The organism is Flavobacterium panici, assembly GCF_903819335.1.
Lineage (GTDB): Bacteria > Bacteroidota > Bacteroidia > Flavobacteriales > Flavobacteriaceae > Flavobacterium > Flavobacterium panici.
The window spans coordinates 211,501-229,854 of record NZ_CAIJDE010000029.1; the positions used below are offsets into that span (position 1 = coordinate 211,501).

11 protein-coding genes are annotated in these 18,354 nt (G+C 34.7%); 8 read left to right on the forward strand and 3 right to left on the reverse strand.

The features are described 5' to 3' along the window. Positions 1–19 precede the first annotated feature (19 nt). Entirely contained in the window at positions 20–487 is a 468-nt protein-coding gene (locus FLAPXU55_RS03910; RefSeq protein ID WP_053471938.1) for an NUDIX hydrolase, read from the reverse strand. Between the two features lie 68 nt (positions 488–555). Beyond that, positions 556–1,479: a YybH family protein gene (locus FLAPXU55_RS03915; RefSeq protein WP_180856667.1), complete on the reverse strand. Its 924-nt coding sequence runs from the start codon at positions 1,477–1,479 to the stop codon at positions 556–558. A 165-nt stretch (positions 1,480–1,644) separates the two neighbouring features. On the opposite strand from FLAPXU55_RS03915, the gene FLAPXU55_RS03920 reads away from it, so the two are divergent. Beyond that, the gene (locus FLAPXU55_RS03920) at positions 1,645–2,814 is read left to right on the forward strand and encodes a DUF4861 family protein (RefSeq protein WP_180856668.1); all 1,170 of its coding nucleotides are present in this window, start codon (positions 1,645–1,647) and stop codon (positions 2,812–2,814) included. A gap of 104 nt (positions 2,815–2,918) precedes the next feature. Here the strand turns inward: FLAPXU55_RS03920 and FLAPXU55_RS03925 are convergent, their stop codons facing one another. Next, entirely contained in the window at positions 2,919–3,950 is a 1,032-nt protein-coding gene (locus FLAPXU55_RS03925; protein ID WP_317169640.1) for a LacI family DNA-binding transcriptional regulator, read from the reverse strand. Between the two features lie 191 nt (positions 3,951–4,141). Here FLAPXU55_RS03925 and FLAPXU55_RS03930 point away from each other — a divergent pair, with 191 nt between their 5' ends. The 7 genes from FLAPXU55_RS03930 (at position 4,142) to FLAPXU55_RS03960 (ending at position 18,171) form a co-directional block, all read left to right on the forward strand. After that, positions 4,142–4,594 (forward strand): YhcH/YjgK/YiaL family protein, encoded by a 453-nt coding sequence (locus FLAPXU55_RS03930; RefSeq protein WP_180856669.1) that lies wholly within the window; start codon positions 4,142–4,144, stop codon positions 4,592–4,594. Between the two features lie 190 nt (positions 4,595–4,784). After that, positions 4,785–5,597 (forward strand): SDR family oxidoreductase, encoded by an 813-nt coding sequence (locus tag FLAPXU55_RS03935; protein ID WP_180856670.1) that lies wholly within the window; start codon positions 4,785–4,787, stop codon positions 5,595–5,597. Between the two features lie 123 nt (positions 5,598–5,720). Next, positions 5,721–6,908 carry a mannonate dehydratase gene (uxuA, locus tag FLAPXU55_RS03940; RefSeq protein WP_180856671.1) on the forward strand — a complete coding sequence of 396 codons (1,188 nt, stop codon included), beginning with the start codon at positions 5,721–5,723 and terminating at the stop codon, positions 6,906–6,908. Between the two features lie 333 nt (positions 6,909–7,241). Beyond that, complete coding sequence (locus FLAPXU55_RS03945; RefSeq protein ID WP_180856672.1) at positions 7,242–8,870, forward strand: DUF4955 domain-containing protein; 1,629 nt, start codon at positions 7,242–7,244, stop codon at positions 8,868–8,870. A gap of 300 nt (positions 8,871–9,170) precedes the next feature. Next, positions 9,171–13,256, forward strand: a complete 4,086-nt coding sequence (locus FLAPXU55_RS03950; RefSeq protein ID WP_180856673.1) for a two-component regulator propeller domain-containing protein — start codon at positions 9,171–9,173, stop codon at positions 13,254–13,256. A 378-nt stretch (positions 13,257–13,634) separates the two neighbouring features. Further along, positions 13,635–16,637, forward strand: a complete 3,003-nt coding sequence (locus FLAPXU55_RS03955; RefSeq protein WP_180856674.1) for a SusC/RagA family TonB-linked outer membrane protein — start codon at positions 13,635–13,637, stop codon at positions 16,635–16,637. 13 nt (positions 16,638–16,650) lie between these two features. Continuing rightward, positions 16,651–18,171 carry a RagB/SusD family nutrient uptake outer membrane protein gene (locus FLAPXU55_RS03960; protein WP_180856675.1) on the forward strand — a complete coding sequence of 507 codons (1,521 nt, stop codon included), beginning with the start codon at positions 16,651–16,653 and terminating at the stop codon, positions 18,169–18,171. The last annotated feature ends 183 nt before the right edge of the window (positions 18,172–18,354 follow it).

Below are 18,354 nucleotides of genomic sequence, written 5' to 3' on the forward strand. Positions count from 1 at the left end.
TTCAAAAACTAGTTTTGATTTATAACGTAGCCGAAATTTTAGACACCATCTGAATAATAAAATCGGCTTGTGCGGGATTTATTTTCTTTAAAGCTTCGGCAGTTTGAAACCATTCGCCTCTGTCGACTTCGGGAAACTTTTCTGTTTTTCCGGATTTCGGAGGCCATTCCATTTCAAAATCATTGCTTTTTATCAAAGTTTCATCAACTTCAAATTCAACCGCCCAGGCATGAACAATTTTACCCGATTTTAGTTTTACGTATTCCAGTTTAATAAAATCGCCATCGACCTCAAAACTTGTTTCTTCCTTAAACTCGCGTATAGCAGCGTCAAGCGGATCTTCATCATCTGTGAACTCCCCTTTTGGAATCGACCAGCTTTCTAAATCTTTGTTTTTCCAAAGCGGTCCGCCCGGATGCACCAAAAAGAAAAAGATTGTTTTGTCTACAAATTTATACAGTAATATGCCGGCGCTTTGTTTCTTCATGAGGCTGTTATTTATTTTTTCAAAAATCTAGTCTATAAATATCGTTATACTTTTTGGAATATCAGAGATTAATTATGGTTAACCATTTGACGATAAAGCATTAGGATTCCGTTTTCATCCCTTTTCCAAAGATTAATGCTTTTTCCGGTTACAATTGCCCTTCCCTTTTTATTGTCCCACGAAACATCGACATAATAATAACCGTACTCGATAACAAAATTCTTTATGGGAATAATTCTGCTTGCTTTAATGGATATCGAATCAATTGAAACTCCATTTGGTTTTTCGTGTTCAACGAAATACGGTTTAATATTTTCAAATCCAATAAACATTGGCGTATCGTATGTTAGGTAAATAGCATCTTTTGTAAAGAATTCAACCGCATGTTTCTCGCCTTCCCTTTTTGTTACGAGTTCTGCAATACGCTGATTACGTTTATTAACTTCATCTTCTAAAGACTTTTTTACAGCAGGTTTTGGCGTATCACTTTCTTTTGTTTTTATGGAAGCAAAATTAGTTCCGTCAATTGCTTTGTTTGCTCCCCAAATTTCTGATACCAAAGTAAGTTTTCCGTCTTTTCCTATTTTCCATACATTCAAATATTTTCCATCATAAACCAGCGCACTGCCTTTATCGTTTACTGCATCAATATTGAAAGTTCCAATTTCAATTCCATAATTATCAATCAGCTGAACTTCAAAAATATCTCGTTTATAAGCATTTATTTTAAAGTTAGAAAGCCATTGCTGGTAATAGGATTTTATATCTTCTTTTGTATATAATGCTTTATGATATTCGGGCATACAAACTGGCGCTGCATCATCATAATATTGTATTATAACATTACTATCATTATGTAAAAAAGAATCTGTTATCTGGCTGTTTATTGCTTTTAGTTTCTCTTTTAACTGCTCTGTATTTTTAATAGTTTGTCCTTCTAAATTCGTAAAAATCAAAAGGAAGATCATAATCGATAAATATCTATTTTTCATGGTTTTAGAATATTTAAATTGATCTCTTAAAAGTAGAAAAAAAATACATATATAAAATTCATTCTCAACGATTTGTACATTATTACTCCTTTTATGTATTCAGAGTGCCGTTTAGATTTGTATTTTTATGAAATAAAAAAAGCAAAAAATTAAAACTATTATATTTTGAAAAAACATTTTTTATTCACCGCAATTCTGGCTGGAAGTTTCACCATTCAGGCTCAAAATAAAATCATAACGGTCAGCAATAATCTGAAAGTTGACAGAGAATTTGAAACTGTTGAACTCACAAAAAAATCACTCGGATTGGCAGCAGATTCGAAACTTGAAAATTATGCTGTAAAAGACATCAGCAACAATTCATTTTTAGAAACCCAAACCGTAGACAATGACAGCGACGGAACTGCGGATGTTCTTTTATTTCAACCCAAAGTAAAAGCTTCGTCAAAACAGGATTTTGAAGTTTTTGTTGGAACTAATCCTTCGGCTTCAAAAATTGTGAGTTGTTATTCGAGATTTGTTCCTGAACGAACAGATGATTATGCGTGGGAAAACAATAAAGTGGCATTTAGAACTTACGGACCTGTAGCCCAAAAAATGGTCGAGGACAAAATTCCAGGCGGAACTTTAACCAGCGGAATTGACGCCTGGCTAAAAAGGGTCGATTATCCTATTATCAATAAATGGTACGAAAAAGCAACTAACGGAACGGGAACATACCACAAAGATACTGGCGAAGGTCTGGATAATTTCCATGTGGGCGACAGTCGCGGAATTGGCGGAATTGCTGTAAAAGTAGATGGTAAATATTATTTTTCTAAGAATTTCGTAAGCTGGAAAACAATTACAACCGGGCCAATCAGAACGAGTTTCATTTTAACCTACGCCGATTGGGATGCAAAAGGAAATAAAATAACAGAATCAAAATTAATCAGTTTAGATTACGGAAGTCAGTTTTCGCGTTTCGAAATCAATATTACCGGAACTAAAACTATTTCTGCCGGAATAACGCTTCATGAGAAAAAAGGAACTATTAGAACTAATTTAAAAGAGGGCTGGCTGAGTTACTGGGAACCAATCGACGATTCTGAAATTGGTTTAGGTTTAATCGCTCCAAAAGGTATTTTAACGAGTTTTGATAATCATGTTACCGATGAAAAAGATTTGAGTAACCTTTACGGAGATATCTCGGTTAAAAACAACAAAGCAATTTATTATGTTGGTTTTGGATGGAAAAAAGGAAGTCCATTTCAAACCAAACAAGAATGGGAAACCTATTTGACTTCTTTTGCTGAAAAGGTAAATAATCCTTTGATTGTGAAGGTTAAGAAATAATTTATAGCCCACGGGTTTTACGGATGAAACGGATTGACGCAGATTTTTTTTAAAATAAACTAGTGCAAACCCGTTTAATCCGTAAAACCCGTGGGCAATTAAACTCACCGCCTCGCAGGAAAATAATTCTCCTTTAAGATAATTTCCAGTGGAATATAATGCGTGCGTTCTGCATCTTCCTGAAGAACCAGTTTTTTATACAAATAATTAATTCCCATATAGCCCTGACTTTCGGGTCTTTGGTTGATTAAAAAATCGATTACGCCTTTGTTTAGGTATTCAATATTTTCATTTAATAAATCGTAGCCAATAATTCGGATTCCTTTTATATTGTTTTGTTCCAAAAATCTGGCAACAATATAAGCCCTTGAATTCGGTACAAAAATACTGCTGATTCCTGAAAACATTTCCAAATTCATTTGGTCGATTCCCGAATCTTTAATCGTTACTTCTGAAAATTTAAAATTCGTAAGTTCTTCATTTCCTTTAAAGAAAGAATAAAATCCGTCGATTCGCTGCAAGTACACAGAGGTACTTTCTATTTCACGGGTAATTTTAAAGATCAAAACGTGTCTTTCGTTTTTCACCGCAAAACTGATTAATCTTCCGGCCAGATAACCGCTTTGAAAAGCATCCTGACCGACATAAGCATGATCGTCTTCATTTGAAATATTCGAATCGATCATCACAACCGGAATATTTTTCTTTTTGTATTCATTTAAAAACTGAACGGAATCTTCATAAAATATTGGAGCAAACAATAATCCGTCGCAATCGAACTCCAAGACTTTTTTGACTGATTCCTTAAAAGAAGCTGCGTTAAAATCGTAAAAGAAATAATCCAGAACGATTCCGAATTTGCTAAACTCCAAAGCGGCTTTCTCAATACCTTCAACCTGACTTCTCCAATATTCTAATTTTTCATATTTAGGAAGAAAAACCGCAAAATGAAACTTCTTATTTAAGGCCAAGTTACTGGCGAGAATATTTCGCTTATAGCCAAATTCTTCAATTATAGCATTGACTTTATCTACAGTTTCCTGTGCAGCCTGACCACGATTATGTATAATCCTGTCAACAGTTCCGGGCGAAACATTGGCTAATTCGGCAATTTTTTTAATTGTTATGATATTGATTCTTTTTTAGTTAAAATAATAAAAGCTCTTTGGTATAAATTATTTTTTTTTAGCAAAAATAAGTTGTTTTACATTACAATTTACATACATTTGTAAAATACCGTGTGCGTACACGTAAAAATACACATAATATAAAAACGGCAAACAATTTTTATATTATTATTTCAAAAACCAAAACAAAACTTTACCCAATGATTGTAGATTCATTACATAATGCAGCTAAATATTATAGTCTGCATCCTAATTTTCAAAAAGCTTTTGAGTACGTAAATCAAACTGACATTGCAAATCTTGAAGCGGGAACTATAGAAATTAATGAAGGTTTAAAATTAATCGTAATTCATGGCGACGGAAGTACGAGAGAAGAAAGTATTAAAGGTTTTGAATGCCACGATAAAAACATTGACATTCAGATTTCAATACAAGGCCCTGAAACTTTTGCATGGAAACCAAGAGAAAAATGTGTCAGCCCAAACGGTGATTACAGCGACGAAAGAGATGTTCGTTTTTTTCATGATAAACCGGATATGTTTTTTGAACTTCAGGAGAAACAATTTGCTGTTTTATTTCCCGAAGATGTTCATGCCGCGATGATTGGCGAAGGTTTTTTGAAAAAACTGGTATTTAAAGTTAGAATCTCCTAACGGAGAAAAATTCCAAATTTTAAAATTCCAAATTCCAAGTGAAAACTTAAAATATTATTTTTCAAAAATTGGAATTTGGGATTTAAAATATTGAGATTTAAACATAAAATCAAACACATATAAATATACTTTACTTTCCAGAGTTTTGGAATTTGGAATTTAAAGTATTGAAATTTTTAAATAAAACTAAATGGATTCAATATTTAATCTAAAAGGAAAAATTGCACTTATAACAGGCGGTGCCGGAGTATTAGGAAGCAACTTTGCAAATGTTTTGGCTAAACAAGGCGTAATTGTTGGGATTGTTTCTCAATCGATTGAAAAAGCAAACAAAACTGTAAAAGATATAGAAGCGAATGGCGGACAAGGATTTGCGATTCAGGCGAATGTTTTAAGCAAAGAAGAATTAGAAAAAGCAAAAGACTTTATTGTTGAAAAATACGGTCGTTTAGATATCCTGATTAATGCAGCAGGCGGAAATATGCCGGGCGCAACGATTCAGCCGGATCAAGCCGTTTATGACATGAAAACAGATGATTTACAAAAAGTTGTCGATTTGAATATCATTGGAACTATGCTTCCAACTCAGGTTTTTGCGGAGCTTTTTGCCAAACAAAAATCAGGAAATATCATTAATATTTCATCAGCATCGGCACAAAGACCTTTAACTAGAGTTGTGGGATATTCTGCTTCAAAAGCGGCAATTGACAATTTTACACAATGGATGGCGGTTGAATTAGCTCAAAAATATGGCGAAGGAATTCGTGTAAATGCGATTTCACCGGGATTTTTTATTGGAGAACAAAACCGTGCATTATTATTGACTCCAGAAGGAAAATTAACTCCGCGTGGCGAAAAAATTATTGATCACACACCAATGGGAAGATTTGGAACTCCTGAAGATATAGACGGTGCGCTTTTATTTTTATGCAGCGATATGTCAAAATTCGTAACGGGAACAATCCTAAAAGTTGACGGAGGTTTTGCCGCAACAAGTATTTAAGATTTCTCACGTCCTGCAAGGTTTTCAAAACCTTGTAGGTCTAAATTATAGACTATTATAAATTAAAAATACCTACAAGGTTTTGAAAACCTTGCAGGAGAATAAACCAAAAACACATAACAAATGGAACAAACATTAAGATGGTTCGGACCAAATGATCCTGTTTCTTTACAAGATATTGCACAAACCGGAGCAACCGGAATCGTAACGGCTTTACACCATATTCCAAACGGAGAAGTTTGGAGTATTGAAGAAATTATTAAACGAAAAGTGGAAATTGAACACGAAAACGGAGATCCTAAAAAAGGTGCTTCGGGTTTGACTTGGTCGGTTGTAGAAAGTATTCCGGTACACGAAGACATTAAAAAACAAACGGGGAATTATCTTCAATACATTGAAAATTATAAGGAAAGCATTCGCAATCTGGCTTTATGCGGAATTAAATGTGTGTGTTATAATTTCATGCCGGTTTTAGACTGGTCAAGAACGGATTTGTCCTATACAGTTGAAGACGGTTCGAAAGCTTTACGTTTTGACATTAATGCTTTTGCGGCTTTTGAATTATTCATTTTGAAAAGACCGGGCGCAGAAAAAGAATATTCTGCAGAACAGACTCAAAAAGCCAAAAACTATTTTCAGGCTATGACGGATGAAGATAAAGTAAAACTGCAAAGAAACATTCTGGCTGGACTTCCTGGCGCCGAAGAAGCTTATTCTGTTGAAGATTTTCTAGTTACATTAAATGGTTACCATCATATTGACAGACAAGCTTTAAAAGATAATTTATTCTACTTTTTAAAACAGATTATTCCAGTTGCTGAAAGTAAAGGTGTTTTGATGGCGATTCATCCTGACGATCCGCCCTACCCGATTTTAGGTTTACCAAGAGTTGTTAGTACAGAAGAAGATTTGATTGAGTTAATGAATGCCGCGCCTTCTAAATCAAATGGATTTACAATGTGTACAGGTTCGTACGGCGTAAGAGCGGATAATGATTTACCGGGAATTGTAAGACGTCACGGTGATAAAATGAATTTTATTCATTTAAGAAGCACGCAAAGAGACGAAGAAGGTAGTTTCTACGAAGCAAACCATCTTGAAGGCGATGTTGATATGTACGAAGTTGTAAAAGCAATTTTGGAAGTAGAGAAAAGAAACAAAACCAAATTGCCAATGCGCCCGGATCATGGACATCAAATGCTGGATGATTTAAAGAAAAAAACAAATCCTGGGTATTCTGCAATTGGCCGTTTAAGAGGTCTCGCAGAGTTGCGAGGGCTTGAATTAGGGATTAAGCGATCTATATTATAAAGGTTTTGCCACGAAGGCACTAGGGGCGCGAAGTTTTTTTTAAGCCACAGATTAGAAGGATTAAAAAGATTTTTTTTCTCTCGCAGATTTTGCTGATTAAGCAGATAATTTAAAAGTTTAGTTTGTCATTTCGAGGAACGAGAAATCGCACAAGCAGCTCGACAAAGATTGGAGAATTTCTACACGGAATTTCTAGTGCGATTTCTCCTTATGTCGAAATGACAAAAAAATCCGCAAAATCTGCGGGATCTGCGAGAGAAAAAACCTTCACGCCCTAGCGCCTTCGTGGCAAACCCACACAATAAAACTAACTAACCACAAAAACCACAAACCATGATTCGCCAAACCATTCTTATATCCTGCAGCTTTTTTATGAACGCTGTATTGGCGCAGGAAATACCTAAAATTATAACTTCAAAAACAGATTATCTTCCTGATTTTAGTTTTGCGGGATATCATTTCGGCGAAAGCCAAATTCCTGAGGCTAATGGAAAAATTATAAATGCTGTTGATTTTGGCGTAAAAGCAAATGATAATTTAGACGATTCAAAAGCTTTATTGAAAGCTTTAAAAGCAGCCAATGCCGTTGACGGAAATGTTATTTTACAATTACCTCAAGGCAGAATTATTTTGAGTGAAATTGTCTATATCGAAAGAAGCAATTTTGTACTTCGCGGTACAGGTTCTGATGAAAACGGAACTGAAATTTACTGCCCAAGACCCATGATGTATCTTAAAGATCCTGAATCTTTGGCGGAACTTCGTGAATATCTTACCACTTTTGACAAAAGACAACGCGAACCTGAAAATAATGTCGATTTGCCTTTCTCACAATATGCGTGGTCTGGCGGTTTTATTTGGACACAGATTACGGGTGAACGTGTGAAATCTTATTTGGATAAATATGAACCGGATTCTAATGTTTTGGCGAAAGTGAGTTCTGGAAAAATGGGAGAATTTACAATCAATGTTTCTGATGTAAAAAATCTAAAAGTTGGTGATATCGTCGAATTACAATTGTTTAATAAAGATGGTGAAAACGGCGAAATTATTAAAGATTTATATCAGGGCGCAAAAGTAAAACCGGGCTCGCATCACTGGCAGTTTCCAAAACTTCCTATTGTGAGACAGCAGGTTGAAATTGTAAAGATTTCAAATTCAAAAATTACCATTAAAACTCCTTTAACTATTTCAATTAAACCAAGTTATCAGGCACAATTGGTAGAATGGAAACATTTAAACGAAGTAGGAATTGAACATCTTCGCTTTACTTTTCCTGATATTCCAAGAGTGGCGCATCACGTCGAACCGGGAAATAATGCTATTTTCCTGACCCGTCTTTTTAACAGCTGGGTGAATGATGTAAAAATCACAAATGCCGACAGCGGGATTTTAGGCGAAGAAATCTCAAATGTTACGGTTCAGAATATTATTACCGATGGACCGCATTTATCGCATTATACGGTAACTTTAGGTGGGGTTCATAATGTTTTGGTGAAGAATCTTAAAATCTACAATAAAGCGGTTCATCCGTTGAGTTTCAATACTTTTTCTACTAAAAATGTATATCAGGATTGTGAAATATTTGCCGATGCTCTTTTAGATCAGCATTCGGGAGCGAATCATCAAAATCTGTTTGATAATATCACAGCTCATATTACGGCTGATAAAAACAATAGTTACTTTTTGTTTGGCGGCGGCGGTGCTGATTATTGGAAACCTTCGCACGGACCTTTCAGTACGTTTTGGAATTTAAATGTACAAGTCGAAAATCCAGATCAGTCAAAACCGGTTTTATTATACGGAATGAAAGACGGTGCTTTCGCTAAAATTATTGGCGTACACGGAAATACAAAATTTGAAATCAAATACGATGTCGATCCCTATATTGAATTTTTAAACACGCCGATAGAAAAAATCCCGTCGCTGTATGATTATCAATTAAAAAAGCGATTGAGGTAAAGTTCTTTTTTAATCTCGCAAAGTCGCTAAGACGCAAAGTTTTATTTGCTCATTTTAATGATTAATAAGTACTATTTGTCATTTCGACGAAGGAGAAATCTCCTCGAGAAACTCTACAAAGATTGGACTCTCGTTGGCGAGCTACTTGTGGAGATTTCTCCTTCGTCGAAATGACAAAAATGAGACAATACTTTGCGTTCCAGCGGTTGAAACCGCTGGCTATGTTTTAAATTCTATATCAATATAAAAACCTTTGCATCTCTGATCCTTTGCCTCTTTGAACCTAAAAAAATAAACGCTATGAAATACAAAATAGCTTTTCTCGTAACCGTACTTATTTTCGGAAATCTGTTTTCCCAAAATAAATACCGCCTTAAAAATATTTCTACAACCGACGGGCTTTCGCAGAGTTCTGTTATTGCCATACATCAGGATAAACTTGGGCAGATGTGGTTTGGTACGCGTGACGGATTGAATAAATATGACGGCAGCCGATTTACGATTTTCAGGAATGATGTCAACGATAAATCTTCCATCAGCAACAATGATATTTTGGCAATTGTTGAAGACAATTCGGGAAAAATCTGGGTTGGAACTTACAATGGTTTAAATTGTTACGATCCTGTTTCTGGCAAATTTACCCGATATCTGCATACCAAAGCCAATCACACGATAAGCAATAATGCGGTTTGGACGATTAAAGAAATTGGCAGCGAAATGTGGTTTGGAACTTCAAAAGGATTGACAATTTTGAATAAAAAGACAGGAAATTTCACTTCGGTTTTTCATTCAGATACGGATACTTCTACACTTCCCAGCAATAATATTTTAAGCATTGTAAAAACCAAAAAAGGTGAAATCTGGATTGGAACTACAAAAGGTTTATGCCAGTTGACAAGCAGAAAAGGCAGTAAATTTTCGTTTAAAAATTATCCGTTAAATCCTGTTGATTTATTAACGGTACAATCGGTTATTGAAGATAAAACAGGCAATTTGTGGGTTGGAACAAAAAACAAAGGACTTTTAAAATTCGATCAAAAACAAAAAGCTTATGTTCCTTTTTTAGATGCTGCAAAATACCGCGAAATCAATAGTGACATTCGATCTTTGATAATTGACAAACAAGGTTCTTTGTGGATTGGTGCTTACGACGGAATTTACATTTTAGGACAAGATAAAAGTCTGCAAAAAATAAACAACACCAATAACAACAACGGAATCGACAAAGTAAAATCTGTTTATATGGATAAAAAAGGTTCGATCTGGATTGGCTGTTATTACAAAGGCGTGAATCTTTGGGATGTTTCAAATGTCAATTTCTCTAATTACAATCAAAATTCGAAAAAGATTCCGATGAGTTTCGATGTGGTTAGTTCAATTATTGCCGATAAAAATCACAATATCTATTTTGGAACAGAAGGCGGCGGAATTACTATTTACAACAATAAAACCGAAGCTGTAAGTTACATCAACAGTAAAACGGGTCAGGCCAATAAAAATGACATTAAATCGATGTGTCTTTCTGACGATCATATTTTGTGGATTGGAACTTTTTCAAAAGGTTTATCAGCTTACAACACGATTTCAAAAAGAATTGAAGACAATCGAATTACTTCAGATTTATTGACATTATTGAAAGAAAGCGGCGTTTATTCGCTTAAAACAGAAGGTCCTGTTTTATGGATTGGAACTTTTGGCAAAGGCTTAATTCGTTACGATACAGCAAATAAGAACTTTCAAATTATTGGAAATGACAATACAAAACCTGTTTTTTTAACCAATAATATTGTTCGAACTATTTTAGTTGACAAACAAAATTACGTTTGGGTTGGAACTCAAAATGGTTTAAACCGAATTCCGTTAAAAAATTTCAATCCGCAGCAATATAAAATTCAACATTTCTTTTACGATCATGCCGCTTTGTCCGGTGATGATATTTTGACTTTGTTTCAGGATTCTCAACATAAAATCTGGGTGGGAACAAAAGCAAAAGGGCTGCATTATTTTGATGGAAAAAAATTCAACCATATCAATCTTAAAATAGGAAATACTGTAATTACTTCTATTCACTCTATTTTAGAAGATGATGATAAAAACCTATGGATCAGTACCAATTTGGGAATTATCAAATACAATACAACGAAAAAGAATATTGTAATTTATGATCAAAAAGACGGATTGGCAAGTAATGAATTCAATGATAATTCCGCTTTAAAATTAGATTCGAATCAATTTTATTTCGGAAGTCCGTCTGGAGCAACCTATTTTGATGCTGCAAAAATTTCCCTGAATCAATATTCGCCTCAGGTTTTAATTACCGATTTGAAAATCAAGAACGAAACTATTCATGCAGAAGATAAAGACGGAATTTTAGAAAAAAGTATTGGTTTTACCCAAACCATAACGCTGGATTATGATAAGGCTAATTTCTCGATAAACTTTGCGATTCCAAATTACATTCGATCAAAAAACAATCAATACAGTTATCGATTAATTGGATTGGAAAATAACTGGACAACGACTAAAAATGCTGAAGCTAATTTTGCGATTCAAAATCCGGGAACTTATGTTTTTGAAGTTCGAGGCGCAAATAACGACGGCGTTTGGAACAAAACTCCGGCGACGCTTACGGTTGTTGTAAATCCGGCTCCGTGGCGCAGTATCTGGGCATTTTTGTTGTACGGAATTATTATTGGTTTAGGTTTATACGGTTTGATCTGGATTATGAAATCGAAAGCAAGATTGAAACAGAAACTGGAACTGGAATATCTGGAAACAAAACGTATTGAAGAAAATAATCGTGCAAAACTGGATTTCTTCACGAATATTTCTCATGAATTCAGAACGCCTTTAACTTTGATTTTAGGCCCATTGCAGCAAATTCTGGCGGATTATAACGGAACAAATGAAATGTACAAAAAGCTTTTGGTGATTGAAGGAAGTGCGAATCATCTTTTAAGTTTAATTAACCGTTTAATGGATTTCAGAAAACTGGAGAATGATCAGGTTACGTTAGAATCTGCTAACGGAAATATTGTAAAATTCACCAGAGAAATCTTTTTATCGTTTATAGAATATGCCAAAGACGGCGGTTACGATTATACTTTTGAAACTTCGGATGAAGAAATATCGGTTTATTTTGACCGATATAAACTCGAACGTGTATTTTATAATTTGATTTCGAATGCGTTTCGATATACACCAAAAGGCGGAACGATCAACATTAAAATAAATCAAGATCCCGAAAATCTTTTTATCGAGGTTGAAGATTCCGGAGTGGGAATTTCAGAAGAACATATTGACAAGATTTTTGATTTATTTTTTGAAGTGCCAACACACAATCAGGTTCAGAAAAATTATAATAAAGGAACAGGAATTGGGCTTTCAATCGTAAAAAATATTGTAAAACTGCATAAAGGAACAATCGATGTTACCAATAAAACTTCGGGCGGCGTTATTTTTAAAGTAACGCTTCCGCTTGGGCGTGAACATCTTTTAGACAGCGAAATTATTCCTGATTTTAAAATCAGCGATGATATTGCACAATACACAGCACAGCTTGAACCTTCGGAAACTATAGAAAATGAAGACATTGACGATTTAATTGTTAATGAAGAAAAGCAGACGATTCTACTTGTTGAAGATCATAAGGTTTTGAGAAAGTTCATGAAAAACCTGCTCAAAAAAGATTATAATATTATTGAGGCCGAAAACGGAAAAATTGCTTTTGAAAAGGCTTTAAAATTTGTTCCGAATTTGATTATCAGCGATGTTATTATGCCCGAAATGGTGGGAACTGAACTTTGTTCTAAAATTAAAGAAAACTTAAAAACGAGTCATATTCCGGTTATTTTGCTGACTTCCAGATCTTCATTGGTTTATAAATTTGAAGGATTAGAAAGTGGTGCCGATGATTACATCAGTAAACCGTTTAATTTAATGGAATTCAGGCTTCGCGTTAAAAACCTTTTAAACTCAACGGAGCGTTTGAAACTTAAGTTTTCAAGCGAAGACAGTTTTATTCCTTCAGAAATTACGGTTTCTTCTCTGGATGAAGAATTATTGAAAAAAGCATTTAAAATTGTAGAGGATAATATTTCAAACGAACAATTTGATATACCATTTTTCTGTTCAGAATTAGGTGTAAGCCGTACCATGTTATTCTTAAAAGTAAAAGCCTGGACCAATTTTACGCCAAACGAATTCATTCATGAAATCAGGTTAAAACGTGCCGCTCAATTATTGGAACAAAACAAATTAAACGTTTCAGAAATCAGTTATAAAGTCGGCTTTAACAATCCGAAGTACTTTAGCAAATGCTTCCAAAAAAGATACGGAGAAACTCCGTCGCAATTTGCTGACAAATTTTACGAAAAAACTTTTTGATGTATTCCTGCAAGGTTTTCAAAACCTTGTAGGTATAATTTCAATACTTACCAATCACTAAAAACATAACGATAATTTTAATACCTGCACGGTTAAAAAACATTGCAGTTATTTACACCTACAAGGTTTTGAAAACCTTACAGGATTAATTGTAATAAATTTTAAAAACCGCGTTTTTAAAGGGCTTAAAAAAGGGTATCTGTATTTTTAGATACCCTTTTTTGTATTTCTATATCGTTTTCGGCCTATACATTTGCGATATGAAAATCAGGAAAACAAACTTTTTATTGCTGCAAATTTTGTTTGTCATTATGATAATCGGAATGAGTCTATTGCTTTTCTACTTTCTCTAACATTAACCTTAAAACCAAAAAATGAATGTTTACAGACGAACAAATTAAATCGTTTAGATGGTATTTACTAGTAACTTTTTTACTGGCAACTATCATGATGAGTGCACAGGAGAGAAAAGTTACAGGAAAAGTAACTTCGAGCGAAGATTTACTCGGTTTACCTGGTGCTAATGTCTATATCAAGAATTCTTCTGTTGGAGCTACTACAGATATGGATGGAAATTATACCGTTTTTGTTTCTGAAAAAAATGCTGTTTTAGTATTCAATTTCGTAGGATACCAAAGTGTTGAAATTCCGGTTGGAAACAAAACTGCCATCAATGTAAGTTTAAAACCAGACACTAAAAATCTTGAAGAAGTAATTGTTGTGGGTTATGGAACCCGTAAAAAGAGCGACATTACAGGTTCAGTATCTTCGGTAACGGCAAAAGAACTGACTGCTTATCCGGTTCTAAGTGCAGAACAAGCTTTACAAGGACGTGCAGCAGGGGTTTCGGTACAAAGTAATAATGGTGGTGAACCGGGTGCACCTGTAAAAATCAGGGTTCGTGGCGGAACTTCGATTAATGCGAGTGGAGATGCTCTTGTTGTGGTTGACGGTTTTGCAGGAGTTTCAATGCCTGCTCCTCAGGATATTGCTTCTATTGAGGTTTTAAAAGATGCTTCGGCAACGGCAATTTACGGATCAAGAGGTTCAAACGGGGTTATTATGGTTACGACTAAAAAAGGAAAACCAGGAAAACCGGTAATTGAATTCAGTAACTCTACTTCTATTCAGACTGTAAACAATAAACTTGATTTATTAGATGCAGATCAGTTTGCGGCCTACAGAAAAAGTTTTACAACACATACACAAGGTCCTGCAAACACTGACTGGCAGGATGTTATTTATCGTGACGGAATGATTTCGAATACACAATTATCATTTTCAGGCGGATCTGACACTGTGAAATATTATGTTTCCGGAACTTATTTCAACCAAAATGGTGTTGTAATTAATTCAGGAATTGACAGATATACAATTGTTGCTAATCTTGAAGCTGATTTATCCCCTAAATTTAAAGTGGGCTTAAACACTTTTACAAGTAAACAAAATAAAGACGGAATTGTGAGCCAGACTGGAGCCGGAGGAACTGGAGCTGCGGGTGTAATTGCATCGGCTTACAGATTTATGCCAGACAAAGGAATTTATAATGAAGACGGAACCTATACAACAACAGCGCCAATTGGTGACGATATTGATAATCCGTATGCAACTGCAATGGAAAATATTCTGGAAACAGTTTCTATTGTAAACAGAAACAATTTCTTTGCACAATACAAAATCACTAAAGATTTAGACTTTAAAACAACTTTAGGTTTAACGGATAACAACTCTCAAACAGGAAGATTTATTCCTTCAACTTTAATTGCAGGAAAAAATATTAAAGGAGAAGCTTCTGTAAACAATACCAGATTTTCTTCTTTCTTAACAGAGAATTATTTGACTTTTAAACGTGAAATTATCGAAAAAGGAGTTTTAACGGTTCTGGGAGGTTATTCATACCAAAAGAACAAAAACGAAAGTTCGTTTGCTGCTTCAAGAGGGTTTTTAACAAATACGAATTCATATAGAAATCTTGGTGCAGGAACTGTATTTTTAAAACCAGATTCTAATTTATCTGAAACTGAATTAATCTCTGCTTTCGGAAGGTTGAATTTTGATTACGATGATAAGTATTTACTAACATTTACGGCCAGACGAGATGGTTCTTCAAGCTTTAGTAAAAACTACAAATACGGTACTTTCCCTTCTGGAGCAATTGGATGGAATATTGGGAAAGAAAATTTCTTAAAAGACAGCAAAACTATTTCTAATCTTAAATTAAGAGCGAGTTACGGAGCAACAGGAAATCCTTCAATTGGTGCCTACTCTACTCTTTCAAGATTCTCTGAAATTTATGATGTGAGCGGTGACGTAATTGTAAATGCGGTTCAATTGACATCTTTGGATAATCCGAATTTGAAATGGGAAACTTCATACCAACAAGATTACGGAATTGATTTAGGTTTATTTGATAACAGAATCAGCATTACGGCAGATTACTATAAAACGATCACGAAAGATTTATTATTCAACAGACCGCTTCCGGGAGTTTCGGGAATTGCATCTCAGCTTCAAAACGTTGGAGAATTAGAAAACAAAGGATGGGAATTGGGTATTAATTCTAAAAACTTTATCGGTCAGGATTTTACATGGAATACAAGTTTTAATATTTCTTCAAACAAAAACAAGGTATTAAAATTAGCTGATAATAAAGATTTATTGATCAACTCAACTCCAGGTCATTTCCTGGCTACAGAATCTCAAATTTTGAGAGTTGGTGAGCCGGTTGGTTCTTTCTTCGGATTCATTTATGATGGTGTTCTTCAACAAGGAGAAACTGCTTTACCAGGCAATTTTGAAACAACTGCGGGTGGTGAAAAATTCAGGGATTACAATGGTGACGGAAAATTAGATTCACAAGATAAAACGATTATCGGAAACCCAAATCCTGATTTCATCTTTGGTTTAAACAATGATTTCACGTATAAAAATCTTGATTTGAATATTTTCTTCCAAGGTTCAGAAGGCGGACAAATCCTAAACTATACTTTAATGGAATTAGCATCTGGAAACAACAATGCTACAACTGAAGTTTTAGATTCCTGGACGCCGACAAATACAGATACAAATGTTCCTAAAAATGCGGCAAGAACGAAAAGAGTTACGTCAAGATTTGTTTATGATGGAAGTTACATTCGTTTAAAAAACATCTCTTTAGGATATAGTTTAGATGAGAAAGTTGTTTCTAAATTCGGATTAAGTAAAATTCGTTTTTACATCAGTGCACAAAACCTTTGGACCATTACTGATTATCCTGGAACTGACCCTGAAACGAGTTACTTAAACGACAACAACTCAAGAAGTAATACCAATTTAGGATTGGATTATGGAGGTTATCCAAACGTGAGAACGTTTACAATGGGTCTAAACGTAAAATTCTAACAATAAAAATATCATGAAAAAATATATAGCTTTTCTTTTCCTGGGAACACTTACCTTTTTTGCATGTTCTGATTTAGAAGAACATCCGGTGGGAGTCATTCGTCCAGAAAACTTTTTCAATAATACCGACGATTTACAGGCAGCTGTAAACGGAGCTTTTGCTAACATTGCGCATAACAATTATTGGGGACGAGAATTTACAATTGCCTTAATGCTTCGCGACGATATGTCTGACATTGGTGATAGAACTACACAAGCCGCACGTATCGATGTAAACGATATGAGTATGAATGATACAAATGCACTTGTTGCTAACTTTTGGCCACAATCATATGTTATCATTACGGCAGCAAATCAGGCTATTGAAGGTGCTAAAAAAACGCCGGGAGATCCTGCAAAAGTAAACGCAATTGTAGCGCAGGCTTATTTTGCAAGAGCCTTTACTTACTATCATTTAGTACGCCTTTTTGGAGATATTCCATACATTGATTTTGTGGTTAATGATGTTTCTCAGGTAAACTCTATCAGCAAAACAAAAGAAGCAGATGTTTATCCAAAAATCATTGCCGATCTTGAATTTGCAAAACAATGGCTGGATGACAAACCAAAAGTAAAAGCCGTTCCGGGAAAAGGGACTGCGGCAGGATATTTAGCTTCTGTTTATTTAACTTTGGGTCAATATCAAAAAGCGTATGACGAAGCAAAATATGTAATTACAAACGAAACTAAATTTGGTTTAGGTCTTGATGCAGATTTTCAGGATTTATTCAACGCTACAAAAGCAGCTTCGTTAAAAGAACCATTATTTACAGTAGATTTTAATAACTTAACATCTGGAAATTACGGTCAGGATTATACAGCGTTTTTTACAGGTTCATTAAAAGATGACAGTTATAGCTACGGACAAGGATTTTCTGTTGCCGTTCCGTCATTAAAAGTATTTAATACTTGGGATCAAAGAGATTACAGAAGAGCAGTAAGTTTTGATACTATTATTAGAAAGAAAACCGGTCCGGGCGGATCATTGCAGGTATTTCCTTCAAGTGATAACGAAAAAGCGCCTCGTCCGCATATTGCAAAATATTTCCGTTTTCCGGGAAAAGCAGGTGCAAACGGAAGAACTTCTCAGCATAATTATATTACAATGCGTTATGCCGAAGTTTTATTGACAGCAGCAGAAGCTTTAAACGAAATTAATCCGGGAACTACAGAAGCTGATGGTTATGTAAACCGAGTTCGTGCAAGAGCAAGAAATAAAGGAGGAAGACTAGTTTCTTTCCCTGCAAATGTAACACCAGGTTTGTCAAAAGCTGATTTCAAAAAAATGGTTATTGACGAAAGAAGATTAGAACTTGCTTTTGAATATGTTAGATGGTATGATATTAAAAGATTGAAAAATGGTCCTGAAGTGTTTGGTCCTGCTGGTTTAGAACCGCATGCAAATTTTGATCCAAACAAAGATTATTTATGGCCATTGCCGGGAACAGAATTGGCAATAAATCCAAATTTAAAACCAAATAATCCGGGTTATTAATTTAGCATAATTATATTGAACGCGGATTTGACGGATTCGCTTCGCGAAAACGCAGATTTGAACGGATTTTTTATGTCACCAATAATTTGTCTCCCGCAGATTTGACAGATTGAGCAGATTGAATTATTTTTTTTAAAATCTGTTGGAAATAAAAAAATCAGCCAAATCTGCCAAATCTGCGAG

What these genes read in the sequence shown, in the direction of transcription:
- FLAPXU55_RS03910 (WP_053471938.1), bottom strand. Translation starts at nt 487, where the DNA reads ATGAAGAAACAAAGCGCCGGCATATTACTGTATAAATTTGTAGACAAA.
- FLAPXU55_RS03915 (WP_180856667.1), bottom strand. Translation starts at nt 1,479, where the DNA reads ATGAAAAATAGATATTTATCGATTATGATCTTCCTTTTGATTTTTACG.
- FLAPXU55_RS03930 (WP_180856669.1), top strand. Translation starts at nt 4,142, where the DNA reads ATGATTGTAGATTCATTACATAATGCAGCTAAATATTATAGTCTGCAT.
- FLAPXU55_RS03935 (WP_180856670.1), top strand. Translation starts at nt 4,785, where the DNA reads ATGGATTCAATATTTAATCTAAAAGGAAAAATTGCACTTATAACAGGC.
- uxuA (WP_180856671.1), top strand. Translation starts at nt 5,721, where the DNA reads ATGGAACAAACATTAAGATGGTTCGGACCAAATGATCCTGTTTCTTTA.
- FLAPXU55_RS03945 (WP_180856672.1), top strand. Translation starts at nt 7,242, where the DNA reads ATGATTCGCCAAACCATTCTTATATCCTGCAGCTTTTTTATGAACGCT.
- FLAPXU55_RS03950 (WP_180856673.1), top strand. Translation starts at nt 9,171, where the DNA reads ATGAAATACAAAATAGCTTTTCTCGTAACCGTACTTATTTTCGGAAAT.
- FLAPXU55_RS03955 (WP_180856674.1), top strand. Translation starts at nt 13,635, where the DNA reads ATGTTTACAGACGAACAAATTAAATCGTTTAGATGGTATTTACTAGTA.
- FLAPXU55_RS03960 (WP_180856675.1), top strand. Translation starts at nt 16,651, where the DNA reads ATGAAAAAATATATAGCTTTTCTTTTCCTGGGAACACTTACCTTTTTT.